Genomic DNA, 18,519 nt, shown 5'->3' with positions numbered 1-18,519 from the left:
AAAGAAATGGAAACATATAAGGAATATTTGTCGAATCCCATCTTTGAGATAGTCAGCGGACAGGCTGCTGGGCTTGGCGTCCGGGCCTTTGCCATAGGAGGCTATGTGCGGGACTGTTTTCTGGGTCGTCCCTGCAAGGATATAGATATTGTTGTTGAGGGAAGCGGAATAGAACTTGCCAAGGCCGTGAGTGGCGTTGTGAAGTCAAACGTAACGGTTTACAGGAATTTCGGAACAGCAATGTTCAAATACAACGGTATGGACATTGAATTCGTTGGCGCCCGCAAGGAATCCTACCACAGGGAGTCACGCAAACCTATAGTTGAGGACGGAACAATAAGGGAGGACCAGCTGCGCCGCGATTTTACAATCAATGCCATGGCATTCAGCCTTCAGAAAGAGGACTATGGCGCGCTTGTGGATCCGTTCAACGGCATTTCTGACCTTCAGGAAGGTATAATAAGAACACCGCTGGATCCTGATACAACATATTCCGATGATCCGCTCAGAATGATCAGGGCAATACGCTTTGCTACGCAGCTTGGCTTTACAATAGTAAAGGAATCAATTGATTCCATGAAAAGAAACGCTGAACGGCTGTCCATTCTCAGCCGCGAGAGAATAGCCGATGAACTGGCAAAGATTCTCAAGTGCAGGAAACCTTCCGCTGGTTTCTACCTTCTGGAGGAAACCGGCCTGCTCGAGTGCTTCCTGCCTCAGCTCTGCGCACTAAAGGGCGTTGAGACACAGGATGGCAAGGGACATAAGGAGAACTTTTCACATACCTTGAAAGTGCTTGACAATGTTGCCGCCGCGGAAATTCAGGCAGGAAAGGAGCCGAACCTGTGGCTCAGATGGGCTGCCTTGCTGCACGATGTGGGCAAGCCTGTGACAAAGAAGTTCAATCCCGGGACAGGCTGGACTTTCCACGCTCACGATTTCATTGGCGCAAGAATGGTTCCGCAGATCTTCAAGCAGATGAAGATGCCGCTGAACGAAAAAATGAAGTATGTTCAGAAACTGGTGGGCCTGCATTTGAGACCTATCGCCCTGGTGGATGAGGAAGTTACGGATTCAGCCGTGCGCAGGCTGCTTTTTGATGCAGGTGATGATATAGATGACCTTATGCTGCTCTGCAATGCCGATATCACTTCAAAACGTGACAATGTGGTGCGCCGCCACAAGGAGAACTATCAGCTTGTGAAAAGAAAGCTTGTTGAGGTGGAGGAGAAGGATGCCATAAGGAATTTCAAGAACCCGATTGATGGTGAACTTATTATGAAGCGCTTCAATATAGAGCCTTGCAATGTGATAGGTCAGATAAAGGAATATGTGAAGGAAGCCATACTCGACGGACGTATTGAGAACAATTTCGAGCAGGCGTTCAGGCTTATGGATGAAAAGGCGGCGGAATTCGGCCTGACTCCATCCGATTCAAATATGTAGGCTGCGGATACGGCAGTGTCTTGGATATTATATTTCTTTCAGTTAAATTTGTACGTTTAAACAATTGAAATCATGAAAAAACTTTTTGTTACAATGTTACTGGTGATGGCGCTCGCCACCATTTCTTCTGCACAGGTTGGAAACGGTTATGACAATGCCATAGGTGTAAGGGCAGGCCTTCATAATACATACGAACTTTCTTATCAGAGATATGTATTCCCTTCTGGAAGGTTGGAGGGAACTTTCGGTATTCAGAAACATAATACAAAGAATGACATCAACTTTCATGCAACTTATCAGTGGATGGTGCAGATTCAAACAAGCGGCAAGGGAACTCTTCAGTGGTATCCGGGTATCGGTGCCCAGATGGGAAACTGGAACAAAGGTCACTGGAACGGATTCAATTCAAAGAAAGGATTCAGCTGCGGTGCTGTGGCTCAGGTAGGTATCGAGTATACTTTCGGCAGGTTGCCTCTGATGATTTCCGCTGATTACCGCCCCGTATTCTACTTCATGCAGGAGTCTAAGGTGGCCTGGTATAATCTTGCGCTGGCTGTAAGGTACTGCTTCTAAAATCTTGAAAAATAATTTTTATTTATAAAATTTATTTATACCTTTGCAGTCCCAAATCGGGAAGAGCTTGATTCGCTAGCTCAGTTGGTAGAGCACAACACTTTTAATGTTGGGGTCTTGGGTTCGAGCCCCAAGCGGATCACTCCGGAGGAGCCTTGGATTCATCCAGGGCTTTTTTCGTATAGTTATAACCCCAACTTATGAAATTGTTACATTAGCCCCCGTTATTGTAGCAAATAAGGAATTGTTGAATATAAATTGATTAAAACAGATTTTGTAAAGGATTTTGAAGCATTCCTTAAAGGGAACGGCGTTGAGTTCAAGAAACTGGGCAATGCCTGCCTCTTTGTTGTGCATACCGGGCTGCTGATTGTGCCGGTTGCTCTGGAGAATGCGTGCAGCATGGATTCGGAGTCAAGGGCGGCAGTGGTTTCGGAATGTGAAAATGAACTGTCGCTGTGGAAAATCAGGGATGTTTTCTTTCTGTATGAGGATGCTTTCAGAAGAGGGGAGGAGCAGTGGCGCAAGAGGATTCTGGCAAGGTGTGGAATCTTTGAGTCCGTGTTTGCAAGAAAGTGCCGGGTTGTTAGGTTGCAATCTCAGAAGGAAAAGGAGATGGCGCACGCCTTTCTGGAGGAGAATCACTCTCTGGGCTGGTGCAGCTGCAAGTTCTGCTATGCTTTGATGCTGCCGGCAGGGGAGTTGCAGTGCGAGGGCGGGATTGTGGCGGTTGCCAGTTTTTCGTCAGCTCTTGCTGTGAGACGTTACCCGGGGAGGGATCTTTTTGCGGATGTGGCGGAGACTGGAGATTACGCATCAGCGGATTCAGTGTCTTTCGAATCATATCAATGGCTCAGGTATGCCTCACTTGCCGGTGTAAGAGTGGTTGGAGGTATGGGGCGTCTGCTCAAGGCGTTCATAAAGGATGTGCGGGATGCCTTGCGGCAGAACTGTGATGCCGCATCCTGCGGCATTGAAATAATGTCCTATTCAGACAATGAGTGGTCCTGTGGAAATGTGTATCGGGAACTTGGGTTCAGCGAATATGGCGGGCGCGGGGCTGTTGAGTTCCATATTGAGCGTTCATCCTGGCGCAGACTGCGCAAACTTCCTTTGAATGAGACAGGAAGTTCTGAAGCCGCTTCCTGTGAATTGCCGGCTGTTAGAAATTGCGGCAGTAAAAGATATCTTCTGCAGCTGATTTAGATTTTGAAAAGTCACGAAAAAATGCTAATTTTGCTTGTTATTGCGGTGGTCTGCAAATGGTCTCGCAGAGTTGAATTTTAATCGAATTTTGATGGAAACAGAAGAATTGTCACAGGGTAGAATCCAGCAGATAAACATTGAAGATCACATGAAGAGCTCCTACATTGATTATTCAATGTCTGTTATTGTGTCGAGAGCCCTTCCGGATGTGAGAGACGGACTGAAACCTGTGCAGAGAAGGGTGCTGTATGGTATGAACGAGCTTAATCTCAGCTCGGGAGGTCAGACAAAGAAATCAGCCCGCATCGTGGGTGAGGTGATGGGTAAATACCATCCGCACGGAGATGCCAGCATATATGATACAATGGTCCGTATGGCTCAGGATTGGAGCTTGAGGTACATGCTCGTGAACGGCCAGGGTAACTTTGGTTCAATCGATGGTTACGGCGCTGCTGCCATGCGTTATACCGAGGCCAAGCTGCAGGCAATAAGCGAGGAGGTCCTTGCAGACCTTGACAAGGATACGGTTGATATGACCGGTAACTTTGACGATACTCTCAAGGAACCCACAGTGCTTCCTTGCAAGGCTCCGCTGCTGCTTCTGAACGGAACATCTGGTATTGCAGTTGGAATGGCAACCAATATGGCGCCTCACAATCTGAACGAGGTCTGCGATGCCATAATAGCATATACAAAGAATGAGGATGTCACCATTCAGGAGCTCATGCAGTATGTAAAGGGCCCTGATTTCCCTACCGGCGGTATTATTCTGGGCCTTCAGGGCATCAGGGACGCGTTCGAGACAGGACGCGGACGTCTTGTGGTTAGAGCCAGAACTAACATTGAGGTCTCCGATTCGGGACGAGAGTCAATTGTTGTGACTGAAATCCCTTATATGGTGAACAAGAGGGAGCTCATTGAGAAGATTGCCCAGCTGGTTGAGGACAAGAGGGTTGAAGGCATATCCGAAATCAACGATGAGTCCGACAGGGAGGGCATGCGTATTGTGATACGCCTCAAGAACGGAACGGTCTCAGACGTTGTGAGGAACACTCTCTTCAAGAATTCCCCTTTGCAGTCAAGCTTCTCTGTAAACAATATTGCACTTGTTGATGGCCGTCCGAGACTTCTCAACTTCAAGCAGCTTGTGAAGTACTTCGTAAAGCACAGGCACGAGGTCATTGTAAGGAGGACAGAGTTCGATCTAAAGAAAGCCCAGGCCCGCGCCCATATACTTGAAGGACTGCTCAAGGCCCTTGATTTCATAGATGAGGTTATAAGCATCATAAGGGCAAGCCGTACAATAGAGGAATCAAAGCAGGCCTTGATTGCAAGGTTCGCCTTCACAGATGTTCAGGCACAGGCCATCGTTTCCATGCGACTCGGCCAGCTGGCAGGTCTGGAAAGGGAGAAACTGGCTGCTGAGTACGATGAACTGATGAAACTGATAGCTCATCTGCAGGATGTGCTTGCAAGCTATGAACTCCAGATGGAGATCATCAGGGAGGAGCTCGAGGACCTGAAGAACAGATTCGGTGATGCGCGCAGGACAAGCATAGAGCCTGATGAGGGTGATTTCAATCCTGAGGACTTCTATCCTAATGAGGATGTTGTTATCACAATCTCACATCTGGGATATATCAAGAGAACTTCACTGTCGGAGTACAAGACACAGAACAGGGGAGGCATAGGCTCAAAGGGTTCCGCTACCAGGGATGAGGATTTCATAGAGCATATTTACGTTGCAAACATGCACAGTACGCTCATGCTTATCACAAGCAAGGGAATGTACTTCAAGATAAAGGTTTATGACATACCTGAGGGCGCAAAGAGCTCCAAGGGCAGGGCTATCCAGAACATCATAAGGCTTGAAAGCGGTGATTCCATCTGCGCTTATCTCAAACTCGGGGATATGAACAATGATGAGTACGTGAATACTCACTACATTGTAATGGCAACAAGATGCGGCGTTATCAAGAAGACCGCACTTTCAGAATACAGAACAAACAGAGATAACGGTATCAAGGCAATAACCATTGCCGAAAACGATGAGTTGCTCAGCGCAATGCTCACCGGAGGCGATGACCAGATTCTCATTGCGGCATCAAACGGAAAGTGCGTCCGCTTCAATGAAAACAGCTGCAGAGCCATAGGCCGTATATCAATGGGCGTCCGTGGCATAGAACTTGAGGGGAATGAACAGACAATAAGCATGGTCTGCGCTTCACCTGAAAGCCAGCAGGATGAGTCCAACACCGTTCTGGTAGTAAGTGCCAACGGATATGGCAAGAAGTCATCACTTGAGGATTACAGACTTACCGCAAGGGGAGCAAAGGGAGTGAAGGCCATGAATGTAACGAAAAAGACGGGTAACCTTGTTGCTCTGGATTATGTGAACGAGAAGCAGGATCTTATGATTATAAACAAGTCTGGCCTTACAATAAGAATGGCTATTTCTGACATTAAGATTGCCAACAGGGATACCCAGGGAGTCAGACTCATAAACATAAGGGAAGGAGATGAAATAGCTGCAATATGTGTGGTTGACAGAAGCGATGACGAGCCTGCAGGAGTTGCGGAACAGATTATTGAACAATAAAAGAATCAATCATTAACAATTTATTAATAGAAACGGTATGAAAAAATTACTCTTCGTGCTTGCGATGCTTCTTATGGTATCACAGGTAAACGCACAGTCAAATGAAAAGGTTATCAAAGAGATAACCAAGGCTCAGGCTGAAGTTCAGAATCCTAAGAAGGCCAACAACCCTGGAAGCTGGATGAAGCTTGGAACAGCTTATTGCAATGCTTACGATGCTCCTATCAAGGGTTTGTATCAGGGTGCTTCCCAGATGGAGGTGAAACTCCTTCTCAAGGGTGAGCAGGTTCTCGAGTCAAAGGATACTGAAATAGGTGGCAAGACCTATCTCGTTGATTCCTATGCCGACAAGGATCTCTATTATGATGAAGCCGGCAAACTGGCAGCATGGAATATCAAGACTCCTGTTCTTCCAGGCGAGGACGTTCTTGCAAAGGCGTTCGAGGCTTATGCAAAATCTTCAGAGCTTGATGCCAAGAGAGCTACAAACAAGGATCTCAAGGCTTGTTTCAACGCACTCAAGTCAAGATATTATTCTGAGGCTATGGGATGCTACACTCTTGGTAATTTCGAGAAGGCAACAGAGAATTTCATCATGACAGCAAAGGTTTCTGAGAATCCTGTTATGGGCCAGATTGATACAACAATGATTTACTACGCTGCCGTTACAGCCGGAATGAGCAAGAAGTATGACGTTGCAATTGAGAACCTTAACAAGTGCATTGGTTACAACTATTTCCAGGAGGGTGACGTATTTGCTTCATTGGCAGACGCTTACAAGCAGAGCGGTGACACTCTCAAGGCAAAGGAGGTTCTGAACAACGGTTTCATCAAATTCCCTACAAGCCAGTCAATCCTTGTTGCTCTGATCAATATTTACATGGAGTCAAACGATGATCCTGCAAAACTTCGTGACCTTCTCCATACAGCACAGAATAATGAGCCTAACAACCCTAGCCTCTACTATGCAGAGGGTAACATGCTTGTAAAGATAGGTCAGTTCGAGGACGCTATTGCTGCATATGACAAATCAGTTCAGATTGACCCTAACTACTTCTGGGGTTACTTCAGCAAGGGTAAATCTTACTATGACATGGCTGTTGAGATTCAGAACGAGGCTAACATGGAGACAGATGACAACAAGTATATGGCTCTCGTTGAGAAACTTGATGCTTCATTGCTCGCAGCAATCGATCCTCTTGAAACAGCTTTCACAAAGACAGAGGATGCTGAACTTCAGAACTATGTTGCTGAACTTCTCAAGAACATCTACTTCCGTTTCCGTGAGAAAGATGCAAAGTACCTCCAGGGTTACGAGAAATACAATGCAATGCTCGCAAAATAATTGTTGTTGAATTTCAGATAAATGTCAAGGGTGGCCTTTTGGTCGCCCTTGATTTTTTATTCCAGTTCTCTGGAAATTGTTTCAATGAATCTGCTGAGCAGGGTGGGACTTGGAACAATGACCTTAACGGCGTTTGGAATAACGCTTACGCTTAAGGTGTCTGGCATGCTTGCGCTCTCGCCATCGAATTGTATCAAACCTGGCTTTGTTCTTTCAATCCTGATTTCCTTGCAACGGAATGATTCAATGTATTCGGAGAGTCCTATTGTGCGTGTGAACAGCTGGGCGGTCATAATAGGAACAGAAGCCAATGGAGCGCGCTTCCATATCACCACATCCAGCATGCCGTCTGAAATGCTTGCTTCTGGAGCTATGAACGCATTGTTGCCCCACTGTGCGCTGTTGGCAAAGGTTATAAGGAACGCCTTGAATTCGTATTTGTTGCTGCCAATGTACATTCTGTAGTTCTCACGCCTGTAGTTCATGTACTCTCTGGCGCAGAATTCAACGTAGGTCTTGAGCCCTCTGCTTGGCGCACTGTTGAATTTCTCTCCTACAACCGCCTCGAACCCCAGTCCGGCTGTGCAGAAAAATATCTTGTCATTTATTCTTCCGGCATCAATCGTACGGACATTATCTTCCACTATAACATCAATTGCGCGTTGTGGAAATAACGGTATCCCAAGATGCCTTGCCAGTCCGTTGCCGGAGCCAACGGGTATGATTCCAAGTTTGGTGTCAGTGCCGGCCAGAGCCTTGGCCACCTGATTCACCGTGCCGTCTCCTCCAATGGCCACAACCGTTTCAAATCCATGTTCGGCAAAATGCCTTGCGCTGTTGAAGGCATCATTCTCGTCTGTTGTTGTGTGAATGGTTGACTGGAAACCGTTCTCTGCCGTGAAGCTGTCCCATATCTTGGCAAGGATATGGCTCTTACGGCTCGTTCCGCTCTTTGTGTTTATTATGAACGCAATTTTCTTCATAAACTTCAACTCACGCAACACAAAGTTAAGCCTTACAAATAACATTTACTATTTGTTGTGCATCAAATTATTTCTTAAATTTGTAACAGAACTAACTCCTTAAATAATCAAGTTATGAGAAAAACAATTGATTTATTAGCGCTTGGAGTTTCTATTTTACTCCTATCTTGCTCAAAATCAGAGCATTGCCCCCCCCCATCCCTCGGCTTCTGAGGTAAAACTTCAAGATTTATCTTCCGTTTATGTCAGTTCCCAAAATTCAGTCCTGTTCGCAGATTTGTCTGCTTATGCAGGCTCAAACTCGGAAGAGTCCACTAAATCCATTGTCCAGAATGATGTTTCTCTTGAATCACTTATTGACCGTGGCAGGATAGAGGAACTGTTATTTGAAGATGGTTTGCGACTGACTCAAATTCCATTCAAATCAAACTGCCGTTCGGAGTTTGCTTATGTGGGAGCGGATGTGGGAAAAATGGTTTCAAACGATTCTCTGTCCATTGTAAAGAAATTTATTGTTCTAGCAGAAGAACCAGGAGGCGAAGTTGATACGTATGTTGCCACAATGGTGTCCCGGCCTGAATATCTTGAGATAATGGATGATAGCGATATCTCATACCTTTGTCTGGGTAACTTCACTGGTCTTATTATTGAATCACAATTGGATGGTACTCTAAGATCAGTCACTTATTCAAAGAATGGCCGCGTTTTTGATACAGAGATATTTGCGAAAGGTCAAGTGTTAACAGATGATTATACCACAATGGCACTAGGCCTACCAATTCAAACTAAAAATATTGCCACCGAAGTTATACCATTGAGTGAAGTAGAATGCATAGCCTACCGAGACAGGTACGAAAGCCCTCTTGGTGGTGGAGGCAGTCAGGAAGAGCATAGAGATGATTCAGAAAAAGGCTACGAAGATGAAGAGGAAGATCAACAAGATGAGGGACGCGAATCAGGTACCGGTAGAGTTTCCTACACCATAGATTTGTCGGTGAACAATCCAAAGTTAGGGTATATAGTACCTATATGCAATGGAACATTTTATAAAGATACTCCAATATTTATTCAAGTAAAAGTTAATGTTAATCAAGGTGCTTATTTTAGCAGATGGCAAGGCTTTTTTAAAGGTATGAGCGACGCTTTTAATTATATTGTTAATGAAGATGTTGACGATACGGCAATATTATATGAAAATACTGTCCCTTGCTGGAACTCTACGAAGAATGTTATGAATCCGATTTTAGGAGGCACGTCCATACTGCCAAGTACTAGATGGAATCCAGATGGAGGCTTGTACGGCCCTGAACGACGAAAAAAAGCAGATGGTACTTACAGGCCTCATTGGGGCATAGATATTTCTGCAGCCGTAGGAACTCCGATATATGCAATGGCAGACGGAGTAATTATTGAAGATGCCAATAGAAAATATGTTACTGAGCAAGTTAACAGAATTAAAGACTCAAAGAAATACCCTCCAGGATATAGCGGTAACAAAGGCGACTTCGGAAATATCATATATTATGATTGTGTAATTGATAATCAAGAAATTACAGTAGGTTTGGCGCATCTGCAGGAAGGAACCCCCATTGCTATAAATCCACGAACAAACGAACCGTTTCAACCGGGAGATGAAATATATCAGGGAGAGGTTATAGCTTACGTAGGATTAACCGGCAATGCAAATGCAGGCTATGGTTCTCATCTTCATTTAATCACACAGATTAATGGCAAGCATACTGATCCTGCCCCATATTTGAATGGAAATATAACAAAGGTTGATATTTACAAAATTCTAGGTGTGCAATGTGATGAAAGAGATAGTAACGGAATAATTTATTAAACAATAAAAACAGACAATACTTATGAAAACAAGATTAATATTGACATTATGCATTGTTGTGGGCATAGCAGCAAGTGCTTTGGCCCAGGATGTGAATGGGTTGAAAGTTGGTGAGAAATATACAAAGAACCAGATAATAGCGGCACTTGGAAAGCCGGACAATATTAACGGAAATACTTATGAATATGGGAGCTCATATTTTAATTTTGACTATGACGACAATACTTTCACAGGATTCTGCATAGTCAATGACAAGCGATTTCTAACTATGACGGAAGAGATTAGCGGTGGACTGCGAATAGGGGACAATGTTTCAAAAGTCAAACAAACAAAATGTCCTAAAAAGTTAGAAAAGCCAAATTATATTAGTTTCTGGCACTATGGAGATTGGGCTGATTGGGATGTGGAATTTGATAATAATGGTACAATCACTTATATAGGCTTCACTATCTTAAGTTGACTTCAAACAAGATTTTATGTAGATTTCCCCATACCTTGATAATCCAAGCCCGAAAGTATTTCAAAACTTTTGGGGCTTGTTGCTATTTATCTATAGAAACTGTTAATTTGTACTGAATCCAAGTGCTTGAAAGATATGAAAACGAGATTAATATTGATATTATGCATTGTTGCGGGCATAGCAGCAAGTGCTTTGGCCCAGGATGTGAACGGTTTGGAAATTGGTGAGAAATATACGAAAAACCAGATAATTGCGGCACTTGGAAAGCCGGACTATATTAATGGAGGTTCCTATATATACGGACGCTCATATTTTAATTTTGATATTTACGACAATACTTTCACAGAGTTCAGTATTGTAAACGATAAGAGATTTGTAACTATGACCAAAGAATTCAGTGGAGGACTGCGTGTTGGAGACAAGCTGTCAAAAGCAAAGCAGACAAAGTGTCCGATAAAGAGAGAAGAGTCAGATTACATTTGTTTTTGGCACTACGCAGACTGGGCCTCTTGGGTAGTCTATTATGATAAAAACGGTATAATTACAGCAATAGCGTTTGGAATACTTTCATAATACTGAAATATAGCTTACATGACATCTATTTTTATAAATTAGATCTGTGCTAAAGCCCCGAAAATATTTCAATGCTTTCGGGGCTTGTTGTTATTGTACATGATAAAGCTTATGTTTGTATTATAAAACAGTGCAGGAGATATGAGGGGGAGATACATATTGCCATCGTTCGTTGCAGGGTGTCTGATAGGGGAGTTCTTCCCTCCGCCGCATTATTCCGTTCCATATATTCTGCTTTCTGCAATTGCTTTTGTGCTTGTTGCATATTTCTTGCCTTTGGTTTGTAACAGATTCTTTGTTGAACCACATGAAAATGCCGGCAACTGTAAATTTGATATTGCTCCGTATTATGTACGCTCGGCAGAAACTTGCTTGAAAACAGCTTGCTTCATTGCCGCACTTTTCCTGCTTGGTCTGGCCAACAGCCAGAGATTGGATGCCGTTGATTTGCAGCAGTTTGCCGAAAGCCGTGTTGTGGCTTCCTTTCGGCAGGCAATTGATTCTTCCATAGATGCCTTTTTGCCTGATATACATCAGCCATTAAAAACCATACCAATTGGGGAGCCCATAAAAGTGTCTCAAAACTCAAGGGTCTCTTCAGCGTCTAAACCGCTTGAACGGAGCACTGAACATGGCAACAGCAATGAGCGCGCCGTGCTTCAGGCACTTGTGCTGGGCGACAAATCGGAGCTCACATCCGAGGTCAAGGCAGATTTCAGGGACAGCGGAGCCAGCCACATCCTTGCCCTGAGCGGTATGCACATAGGTATAATATATTCCACCCTGATGGTTCTGCTATCTTTCCTTAACAGCCATTATATCCTGCACAGGTGCAAATTGCCTCTTGCATTGATGTTCATGCTGCTGTATGTCCTTGCAACCGGCCTGAGCCCTTCAGCCTGCAGGGCGGTGATAATGATAGGCCTCACCCTCTGGGCCGGACTCAGCGGCCGCACCTGCAACAGGGAAACGCCTCTTCTTCTCAGCGCTTGCATCCTGCTCCTGCTGGATCCTCACATTTCAAGGAGCCTGAGTTTCCAGCTGTCCTTTGCCGCAATGGGCGGCATAGTTTTCATATTCTCCACCATAAATGGTATATTGAAACCTTCCTTTGAGTTTTGGCTTTCACCTTTCAACAGGCGGAGCTGGCCTCAGAAGCTGAGGTCCTTCCCGCCTCTGGCCCTGTACCGTCTGCTTCAGCTGTGTGCGGTGAGCGTTTCGTGCCAGATTGCCACAATGCCGTTGACTCTGTACTATTTCGGCAACGTGCCAAAGTATTTCCTTATAACGAATCTTGTGGCCTCGCCTCTTGTAACGGCAATAATTTATGTTTTTGTTATGATCTCAGTGCTATGCGGAGCACTGAATCTGATTGTTTCCGGAACGGCTGTGAGCGCTGCAGTTGCTTCTTTCGGCGGATTCATACTGTATGAGCTGCTACACCTGCTCAATTCCCTCATGGCTTACATAGGAAGTTGATTCTCCGAGCAGGTTTTGGATTATGTCTAAAACCCTGTGTTCAGTTCAGGCAAGCGATAGAGTACAAGGCGCAGCATAAACTGAAAATCAACGTCCACGCCTGAATGCGCCACACCACACTCTGGCGATGGTAGGCGTGGATGATGAGGCAATTTTGCCTCACCCTCCACGCCAATCCGCCTTACAGGACCATTCGAGGCCAATAAACGTGGACGGTGATTTTCGGTTTAGCGAATAGTTCACGCTGTGCATCACTACCCGAAAAAGACCCGTCCATGCGAACTTTGCCTGAGTGCATTCCAGCAAGGCTTTGGTGGACAGGTGTGCCCTTTCTGGTGAGATCTGTCCAAGTGTCCGCTGTCATAGCGCATTCTTGACGGACTTGTATGGACAGGTCTTTTTCATGTCCGCAGGTCTCATGTGCTTATGCATACGATTGATTGCGGGGCTACCGGCTGCAAAGAGAAAATTTCCTTTCCTGGGAAATTTCCTTTTGCAGTCCGGGTACCCGCCACACTTGCTGATGAGGCCAACGTGATTCTCCGAGCAGGTTTGCCCCCATAACCTGCTCGGGCGGGGGAAAGAAAACATAAATGTTACGAATCCTGTCAGTTTTATTGTTATCTTTGTAAGTTATTTGCGGCAGTTGGTGGAACTATCGCTGTAGAAAAGGATTATAATTTGAAAATCAAATAATTAATTAAACTTTAATATGATAATTCTTGTACTTAATTGCGGAAGCTCTTCTTTGAAATATCAGGTTCTTGATATGAAGAGTGAGTCTGATTATTCACTTCTTGCCAAGGGCTTGGTTGAGAGAATAGGTATGGAAGAGGGTGATATCACCCATAGTGTTAGCGGAAAGGATAAACATAAGGTTCATATTCCTATTCCCGATCATACTGCAGGTATAAAGAACGTTCTCGACCTCCTTACAGACAAGGAGCACGGCGTTCTCTCATCGCTTGCAGACATTGAGGCCGTTGGTCACAGAGTGGCACACGGTGGCGAGTATTTCAACTGCAGCGTTAAGGTTGATGCTCAGGTAATAGAGAAGATTGAGAAATGCTGCGAGCTTGCTCCTCTTCACAATCCTGCAAACCTTCTTGGTATCAAGGCTGTTGCAGAACTTATGCCTGCAATTCCTCAGGTTGCCGTATTTGATACATCGTTCCATCAGTCAATGCCTTCAAAGGCATATATGTATGCTATTCCATACGAGTATTACGAGAATTACAAGGTTAGAAGGTACGGTTTCCACGGTACAAGCCACAAGTTTGTTGCAGCAAAGGCCGCCGCTCTTGCAGGTCTTGACATAAACAATTCAAAGATAATCACCTGCCACCTTGGAAACGGCGGTTCAGTTTGTGCTGTTCTCAATGGCAAGTCAGTTGATACATCAATGGGCTTCACTCCAATGGAGGGTGTTGTAATGGGTACACGTTGCGGAAGCGTTGATGCCGGCGTTGTAACTTACCTTATGGACAAAGAGAATACTGATACCAAGGGAGTAAGCGCCATTCTCAACAAGAAGAGCGGATTCCTTGGAGTTTCCGGCGTTTCATCTGATTCAAGGGATCTTGAGAATGCGGCAAAAGAGGGCAACCAGAGAGCAGTGCTCGCACAGGAGATGTTCAAGTACAGCGTCCTCAGATATGTTGGCGCATACGCTGCAGCAATGAACGGCGTTGACCTCATAGTATTCACAGGCGGTATTGGCGAGAACGATCCCCGCACACGTGAGTACATTGGAAAGAACTGCTCATTCCTTGGAATAGACTTTGATTCAGAAATCAACAAGGGCCTCCGTGGAAAGGACGCCATTCTTACAAAGGCTTCCTCAAAGGTTAAGCTTGCAGTTGTAACAACCAACGAGGAGCTTGTAATAGCACAGGATACAATGCGCCTTGCATAAGTTTGAAAACAGGAATATTAACGTTAAAAACAAATAGTTATGATAAAGAACTTCAACGAACTTTTCGAGCAGTTGCGTTCACGCTCAAAGAAAAGACTTGTAGCAGCATGGGCTGTTGACAATCACACTATTACAGCTGTTTCAATGGCTATTGACAAGGGTATTGTAGAAGGTACTCTGGTTGGTGACAAGGACATGATCCTCAATGTTTGCAAGGAGGAGAACATAGATCCTGCAAAGTTCAATATTGTTGACAATAAAGTTGAACTCAAGGCTATTGCACAGGCTGTTTCAATGGTAAAGAACGGCGAGGGTGACATCCTCATGAAGGGTCTCTGCTCAACGGACAAATATATGAGAGGCATTCTCAACAAGGAGAACGGACTTCTTCCTGCAAAGGCTACATTGAGCCACGTATCAGTTGTCCTCAATCCTAACTATCCTAAGTTCATTGTAATAGGTGATATGGCTGTTATTCCTGCTCCTGATTTCAAGCAGAAACAGGCCATTCTCAAATATTGCGTAAACACAGCAAAGGCTCTTGGTGTAGAGAAACCTAAAGTTGCAATGGTAGCCGCTACCGAGCAGATGCTCAACGGTATGCCTGCATGCGTTGAGGCCGCCCTCATAGCAAAGATGGCCGACAGAGGTCAGATTGGCGGTTGCTACGTTGATGGTCCTCTTGCTCTTGACGTTGCATTGAACAAGGAGGCTGCTGCAATAAAGAAACTCGCCAGCCCTGTTGCCGGTGACGCAGACTGTTTGGTATTCCCTGCAATCGAGCCTGCAAACGTATTCTACAAGACAAACACAATGCTCTGCCCTGGCGTAAAGACAGCTGCCATAGTAGCAGGTGCCGAGGCTCCTTGCGTTCTTTCAAGCCGTGCCGACAGCGTTGATACAAAGTTGAATTCAATAGCTCTTGCAGCTATCACAGCAAAATAAGCGGAAGGGGAGTATGTCATACATAGTTCTGGCTATAAACCCTGGTTCAACTTCAACAAAAATATCGGTTTACAAGGATTCCGAGGAAGTTTTCACTAAGACTCTCAGACATACGAGCGAAGAGCTCGCTCCTTATAAAGGCGTGATAGACCAGCTTGCTTTCCGCAAGGATGCCATTATGAAGGCTCTTGCGGAGAACAATGTGGAGCTGGCTTCAATTGATATCTGTGTGGGCAGGGGTGGTGTTATCAGACCTATACCTTCAGGCGTTTATGGTGTTAACGATGCCATGCTTGAAGATATAAGGACCGTGAAATACGGCGAACATGCCAGCAACCTTGGCGGAGTGCTTGCACTTGAGATTTCCAAGGAGGTTGAAGCAGTACGCTGCACAAGCAAAGTGCCTGCTGTGATTGCAGACCCTGTTGTTGTTGATGAACTTGATGAGCTGGCGCGCCTTTCAGGCCATCCGCTCTTCCCTCATTATTCCATCTTCCACGCTCTGAACCAGAAGGCGATTGCCAAGAGGTATGCAAAGGAGCAGGGAAAGAAATATGAGGAGATAAGCGTGCTTGTTGCTCATCTGGGCGGCGGCGTTTCCGTTGGTGTTCACAAGGGTGGCAGAATAATTGACGTGAACGACGCCTTGAACGGCGACGGTCCTTTCTCACCTGAACGTTCCGGCTCGCTTCCTGCAACTCTTCTTATCAATGCCTGCTTCAGTGGCAAATACACAAAGGAGGAGATGAAGAAGTTCGTGAACGGCAAGGGTGGGGTGGTTTCATATATGAACACCAATTCCATGCTTGAACTTGAGCACATGGTTGAGGCCGGTGATACAAAGGCCAAGCTTGTTTCAGGCGCCTTCGTTTACCAGTTGGCAAAGGAGATAGGTGCTATGTCAACCGTTCTTTGCGGAAAGGTTGACGCCATTCTTGTTACAGGCGGCATTGCTTATTCCAAATCGCTTATGGCACAGCTCAAGGAGAGGATTTCATACCTCGCACCTGTAGTGGTTTATCCTGGCGAGGATGAAATGGGTACACTTGCTGCAAACGGCCTTGCAGTTCTCAACGGCGAGGAAGCAATCAAGGAGTACTAGTTCAGCATTTGCTTATTTTTACATAGCTTCTATAGTATTGTGCGGAAGGTTTTACATTTTGGCGTGAACCTTCCGCATTTTCTTTTAGCAATATGCTGGTAATCTGCTATTTGTGATTTTGGACCGAGGAAGGTCTGCGCAATCTGCTGGAACCTTCCGCATTGAAGCATTATTATGAATTTCTTGCGGCTATATGGTTCACGGCCAGTGCGGCGGTGGAGAAGGCTATCTGGAGGTTGTAGCCGCCTGTGTCTGCGTCGAGGTTTAGCAGTTCACCGGCGATATATAGTCCCGGAACCAGTTTCGATTCCATTGTCTTCTGCGATATTTCCTTGGTGGAAACGCCGCCGGCAGTCACTACTGCACGATTGTAACCAACGTAATCAACAATCCTGAACTGCCAGTTTTTAAGAAGTGACGCAAGCCTAATAATTTCGCTGTTATGAGATTGCACGGTTTCAATCTCACCCTTATATGATTTAACTCGGTTTGGCGTTCCTGTACCGTATGAATTCTTTACACAAATCAGCGCATTTGAATTCAGCCCATTGCTTCTGCTGAACGCCTCAATCAGATGGCCGGGTAATAGTTTCCTTAACAATTGATTCAGATTCATTCTTCCCTGCGCCTGTTCAATTTCCCGTTCAATCCTTGCTATGAGCGCTTCTAGCGAAACAGCCGGCTTGAGATCAAGATGAACTTTCATCTTCTGCCCGTTTATCAGATTCTCAACTGCTTTCCTGCTGAGCTTGAACCCGACAGGCCCTTCAATGCCGCCATCGGTGAAGCTAAGGTCTCCGAACTCCTTCTGAGCCTCGGAACCATTCACTTCCAGCTTGGCTTCAACATTCTTTACCTCGATGGATTTTTTAATTTCGTTGGCCGGAAACTTGAAAATTGAAGCGTAGCTTTCAGGAACCAGAGCAGTGAGTGAAGGGAATCTCTGTGTTACGGAGTGGCCGAAAGCCTGGGCAAAAGCATAACCATCGCCAGTGCTGCCTGTAGCAGGGTAGGAGAGCCCTCCGGTTGCAAGGAGAAGGTAGCGGCTCTGCATCTGGCAAGTCCTGCCGGCTTGCTCGTATGTGATTGCGAATCCAGCAACCGCCGCACACTCAATAACGTTGCAGGAATTGATTATTGTACCGCCGTTGTTCCGTATATGGGCTGCAAGGGTCATTGACACATCCTTTGCGCACATGCTTTCCGGGTACACACGGCATCCGCGTTCAACTACCGTTGGCAAGCCAATGGAGTTGAGGTACTGGATTGTATCCTCGTTGCTCATTGCCCTGAAGGCAGTTTTGAAGAAATTAGGTGAAGGGTGGATGTGTGTTGAGAATTCCTCCCACGGTTTTGTGTTGGTTATGTTGCACCGGCCCTTGCCTGTGATGCCAATCTTCTTTCCGCAGAAAGGGTTCTTTTCAAGTATGCAGACGTCAATGCCTTTGTCAACGGCTATGGCAGCGGCAAACAGCCCTGCCGCTCCGCCACCAACAATCACAAGTTCATGATGCTGCATCCCCATCATCTGTAATTATTTCTGCATTCCGAACTGCTCCTTGAGCCAGTCTATGCCCTGTCTTACATAAACCGGATAGAGCCAGTGACCGCTGTCTCTTGAAATCTTGAGGGTCTTTGGCGCATTTATTACATTGTATGCGCTGAAAGTTGAGCTCGGACAGCAGACAATGTCATTGAATCCCCAGGAGTAATAACCAGGTATGGTTACAAAGCGGGCAAAGTTCACCGTATCAAAGTATTTGCTGGCTGCAATCTTTTCCTTGAGGGCAGGTTCGTTTCTGTCCTTGAACAGATGTGGCCATCCACCGGCGCGGCCTTCATAATAACCTGTAACATCGCAGAATGCAGGGAACTGGCAAACCATAGCCTTTACTCTCTTGTCCAGTGCGGATGTTACAATTGAAAGCATTCCACCCTGGCTTCCACCATAAACGGCGATTCTTTCAGAGTCAACTTCCTGGCGGCTTACAAGATAGTCCAGAGCACGTACGCAGCCTGCATATACGCGTTTGTAGTAGAAAGTGTCACG

Annotated in this window: 15 protein-coding genes and 1 tRNA gene; 13 read left to right on the top strand and 3 right to left on the bottom strand. The window is 45.6% G+C overall.

Annotated elements, in window-relative coordinates:
* The first annotated feature begins 6 nt into the window (after positions 1-6).
* From AC06L3_RS02835 to AC06L3_RS02810, 6 genes are all read left to right on the top strand, one after another.
* Entirely contained in the window at positions 7-1,446 is a 1,440-nt protein-coding gene (locus tag AC06L3_RS02835) for a CCA tRNA nucleotidyltransferase (RefSeq protein ID WP_475669112.1), read from the top strand.
* A gap of 72 nt (positions 1,447-1,518) precedes the next feature.
* A complete protein-coding gene (locus tag AC06L3_RS02830; RefSeq protein WP_475669111.1) occupies positions 1,519-2,019 on the top strand; it encodes a hypothetical protein in 501 nt (166 codons plus the stop codon).
* Between the two features lie 69 nt (positions 2,020-2,088).
* Positions 2,089-2,161 (top strand) — tRNA-Lys (locus AC06L3_RS02825).
* Positions 2,162-2,277: 116 nt separating this feature from the next.
* Entirely contained in the window at positions 2,278-3,225 is a 948-nt protein-coding gene (locus AC06L3_RS02820) for a hypothetical protein (protein ID WP_475669110.1), read from the top strand.
* 91 nt (positions 3,226-3,316) lie between these two features.
* Positions 3,317-5,824: a DNA gyrase subunit A gene (gene gyrA / locus AC06L3_RS02815; RefSeq protein WP_475669109.1), complete on the top strand. Its 2,508-nt coding sequence runs from the start codon at positions 3,317-3,319 to the stop codon at positions 5,822-5,824.
* 37 nt (positions 5,825-5,861) lie between these two features.
* The gene (locus tag AC06L3_RS02810) at positions 5,862-7,169 is read left to right on the top strand and encodes a tetratricopeptide repeat protein (RefSeq protein ID WP_475669108.1); all 1,308 of its coding nucleotides are present in this window, start codon (positions 5,862-5,864) and stop codon (positions 7,167-7,169) included.
* 56 nt (positions 7,170-7,225) lie between these two features.
* On the opposite strand, the gene AC06L3_RS02805 is transcribed toward AC06L3_RS02810, so the two are convergent.
* Complete coding sequence (locus tag AC06L3_RS02805; RefSeq protein WP_475669107.1) at positions 7,226-8,152, bottom strand: diacylglycerol/lipid kinase family protein; 927 nt, start codon at positions 8,150-8,152, stop codon at positions 7,226-7,228.
* A gap of 142 nt (positions 8,153-8,294) precedes the next feature.
* On the opposite strand from AC06L3_RS02805, the gene AC06L3_RS02800 reads away from it, so the two are divergent.
* The 7 genes from AC06L3_RS02800 to buk all read left to right on the top strand — a co-directional run bounded on the left by AC06L3_RS02800 (position 8,295) and on the right by buk (position 16,469).
* On the top strand, positions 8,295-9,995 hold the full coding sequence (locus tag AC06L3_RS02800; RefSeq protein ID WP_475669106.1) for a M23 family metallopeptidase: 1,701 nt from the start codon (positions 8,295-8,297) through the stop codon (positions 9,993-9,995).
* Positions 9,996-10,017: 22 nt separating this feature from the next.
* Entirely contained in the window at positions 10,018-10,455 is a 438-nt protein-coding gene (locus tag AC06L3_RS02795) for a hypothetical protein (RefSeq protein ID WP_475669105.1), read from the top strand.
* Between the two features lie 135 nt (positions 10,456-10,590).
* Complete coding sequence (locus AC06L3_RS02790; protein ID WP_475669104.1) at positions 10,591-11,028, top strand: hypothetical protein; 438 nt, start codon at positions 10,591-10,593, stop codon at positions 11,026-11,028.
* A gap of 141 nt (positions 11,029-11,169) precedes the next feature.
* The gene (locus AC06L3_RS02785) at positions 11,170-12,507 is read left to right on the top strand and encodes a ComEC/Rec2 family competence protein (protein ID WP_475669103.1); all 1,338 of its coding nucleotides are present in this window, start codon (positions 11,170-11,172) and stop codon (positions 12,505-12,507) included.
* A 712-nt stretch (positions 12,508-13,219) separates the two neighbouring features.
* Positions 13,220-14,422, top strand: coding sequence for an acetate/propionate family kinase (locus AC06L3_RS02780; RefSeq protein WP_475669102.1), 1,203 nt, complete (start codon positions 13,220-13,222; stop codon positions 14,420-14,422).
* A gap of 39 nt (positions 14,423-14,461) precedes the next feature.
* Positions 14,462-15,367 (top strand): phosphate acyltransferase, encoded by a 906-nt coding sequence (locus AC06L3_RS02775; protein WP_475669101.1) that lies wholly within the window; start codon positions 14,462-14,464, stop codon positions 15,365-15,367.
* 13 nt (positions 15,368-15,380) lie between these two features.
* Complete coding sequence (gene buk, locus AC06L3_RS02770; RefSeq protein ID WP_475669100.1) at positions 15,381-16,469, top strand: butyrate kinase; 1,089 nt, start codon at positions 15,381-15,383, stop codon at positions 16,467-16,469.
* 172 nt (positions 16,470-16,641) lie between these two features.
* On the opposite strand, the gene AC06L3_RS02765 is transcribed toward buk, so the two are convergent.
* Both AC06L3_RS02765 and AC06L3_RS02760 read right to left on the bottom strand, forming a co-directional pair.
* A complete protein-coding gene (locus AC06L3_RS02765) occupies positions 16,642-17,997 on the bottom strand; it encodes a BaiN/RdsA family NAD(P)/FAD-dependent oxidoreductase (protein ID WP_475669099.1) in 1,356 nt (451 codons plus the stop codon).
* A 6-nt stretch (positions 17,998-18,003) separates the two neighbouring features.
* On the bottom strand, positions 18,004-18,519 hold a 516-nt coding region (locus AC06L3_RS02760), incomplete at its 5' end, for an acetylxylan esterase (protein WP_475669098.1).

Source organism: Candidatus Egerieousia sp. (genome assembly GCF_056211015.1).
This window is presented reverse-complemented; position numbering and strand designations above follow the sequence as displayed.

Coding starts and splice junctions, on each gene's coding strand:
- AC06L3_RS02835 (WP_475669112.1), top strand. CDS start 7: ATGGAAACATATAAGGAATATTTGTCGAATCCCATCTTTGAGATAGTC.
- AC06L3_RS02830 (WP_475669111.1), top strand. CDS start 1,519: ATGAAAAAACTTTTTGTTACAATGTTACTGGTGATGGCGCTCGCCACC.
- gyrA (WP_475669109.1), top strand. CDS start 3,317: ATGGAAACAGAAGAATTGTCACAGGGTAGAATCCAGCAGATAAACATT.
- AC06L3_RS02810 (WP_475669108.1), top strand. CDS start 5,862: ATGAAAAAATTACTCTTCGTGCTTGCGATGCTTCTTATGGTATCACAG.
- AC06L3_RS02805 (WP_475669107.1), bottom strand. CDS start 8,152: ATGAAGAAAATTGCGTTCATAATAAACACAAAGAGCGGAACGAGCCGT.
- AC06L3_RS02795 (WP_475669105.1), top strand. CDS start 10,018: ATGAAAACAAGATTAATATTGACATTATGCATTGTTGTGGGCATAGCA.
- AC06L3_RS02790 (WP_475669104.1), top strand. CDS start 10,591: ATGAAAACGAGATTAATATTGATATTATGCATTGTTGCGGGCATAGCA.
- AC06L3_RS02785 (WP_475669103.1), top strand. CDS start 11,170: ATGAGGGGGAGATACATATTGCCATCGTTCGTTGCAGGGTGTCTGATA.
- AC06L3_RS02780 (WP_475669102.1), top strand. CDS start 13,220: ATGATAATTCTTGTACTTAATTGCGGAAGCTCTTCTTTGAAATATCAG.
- AC06L3_RS02775 (WP_475669101.1), top strand. CDS start 14,462: ATGATAAAGAACTTCAACGAACTTTTCGAGCAGTTGCGTTCACGCTCA.
- buk (WP_475669100.1), top strand. CDS start 15,381: ATGTCATACATAGTTCTGGCTATAAACCCTGGTTCAACTTCAACAAAA.
- AC06L3_RS02765 (WP_475669099.1), bottom strand. CDS start 17,997: ATGATGGGGATGCAGCATCATGAACTTGTGATTGTTGGTGGCGGAGCG.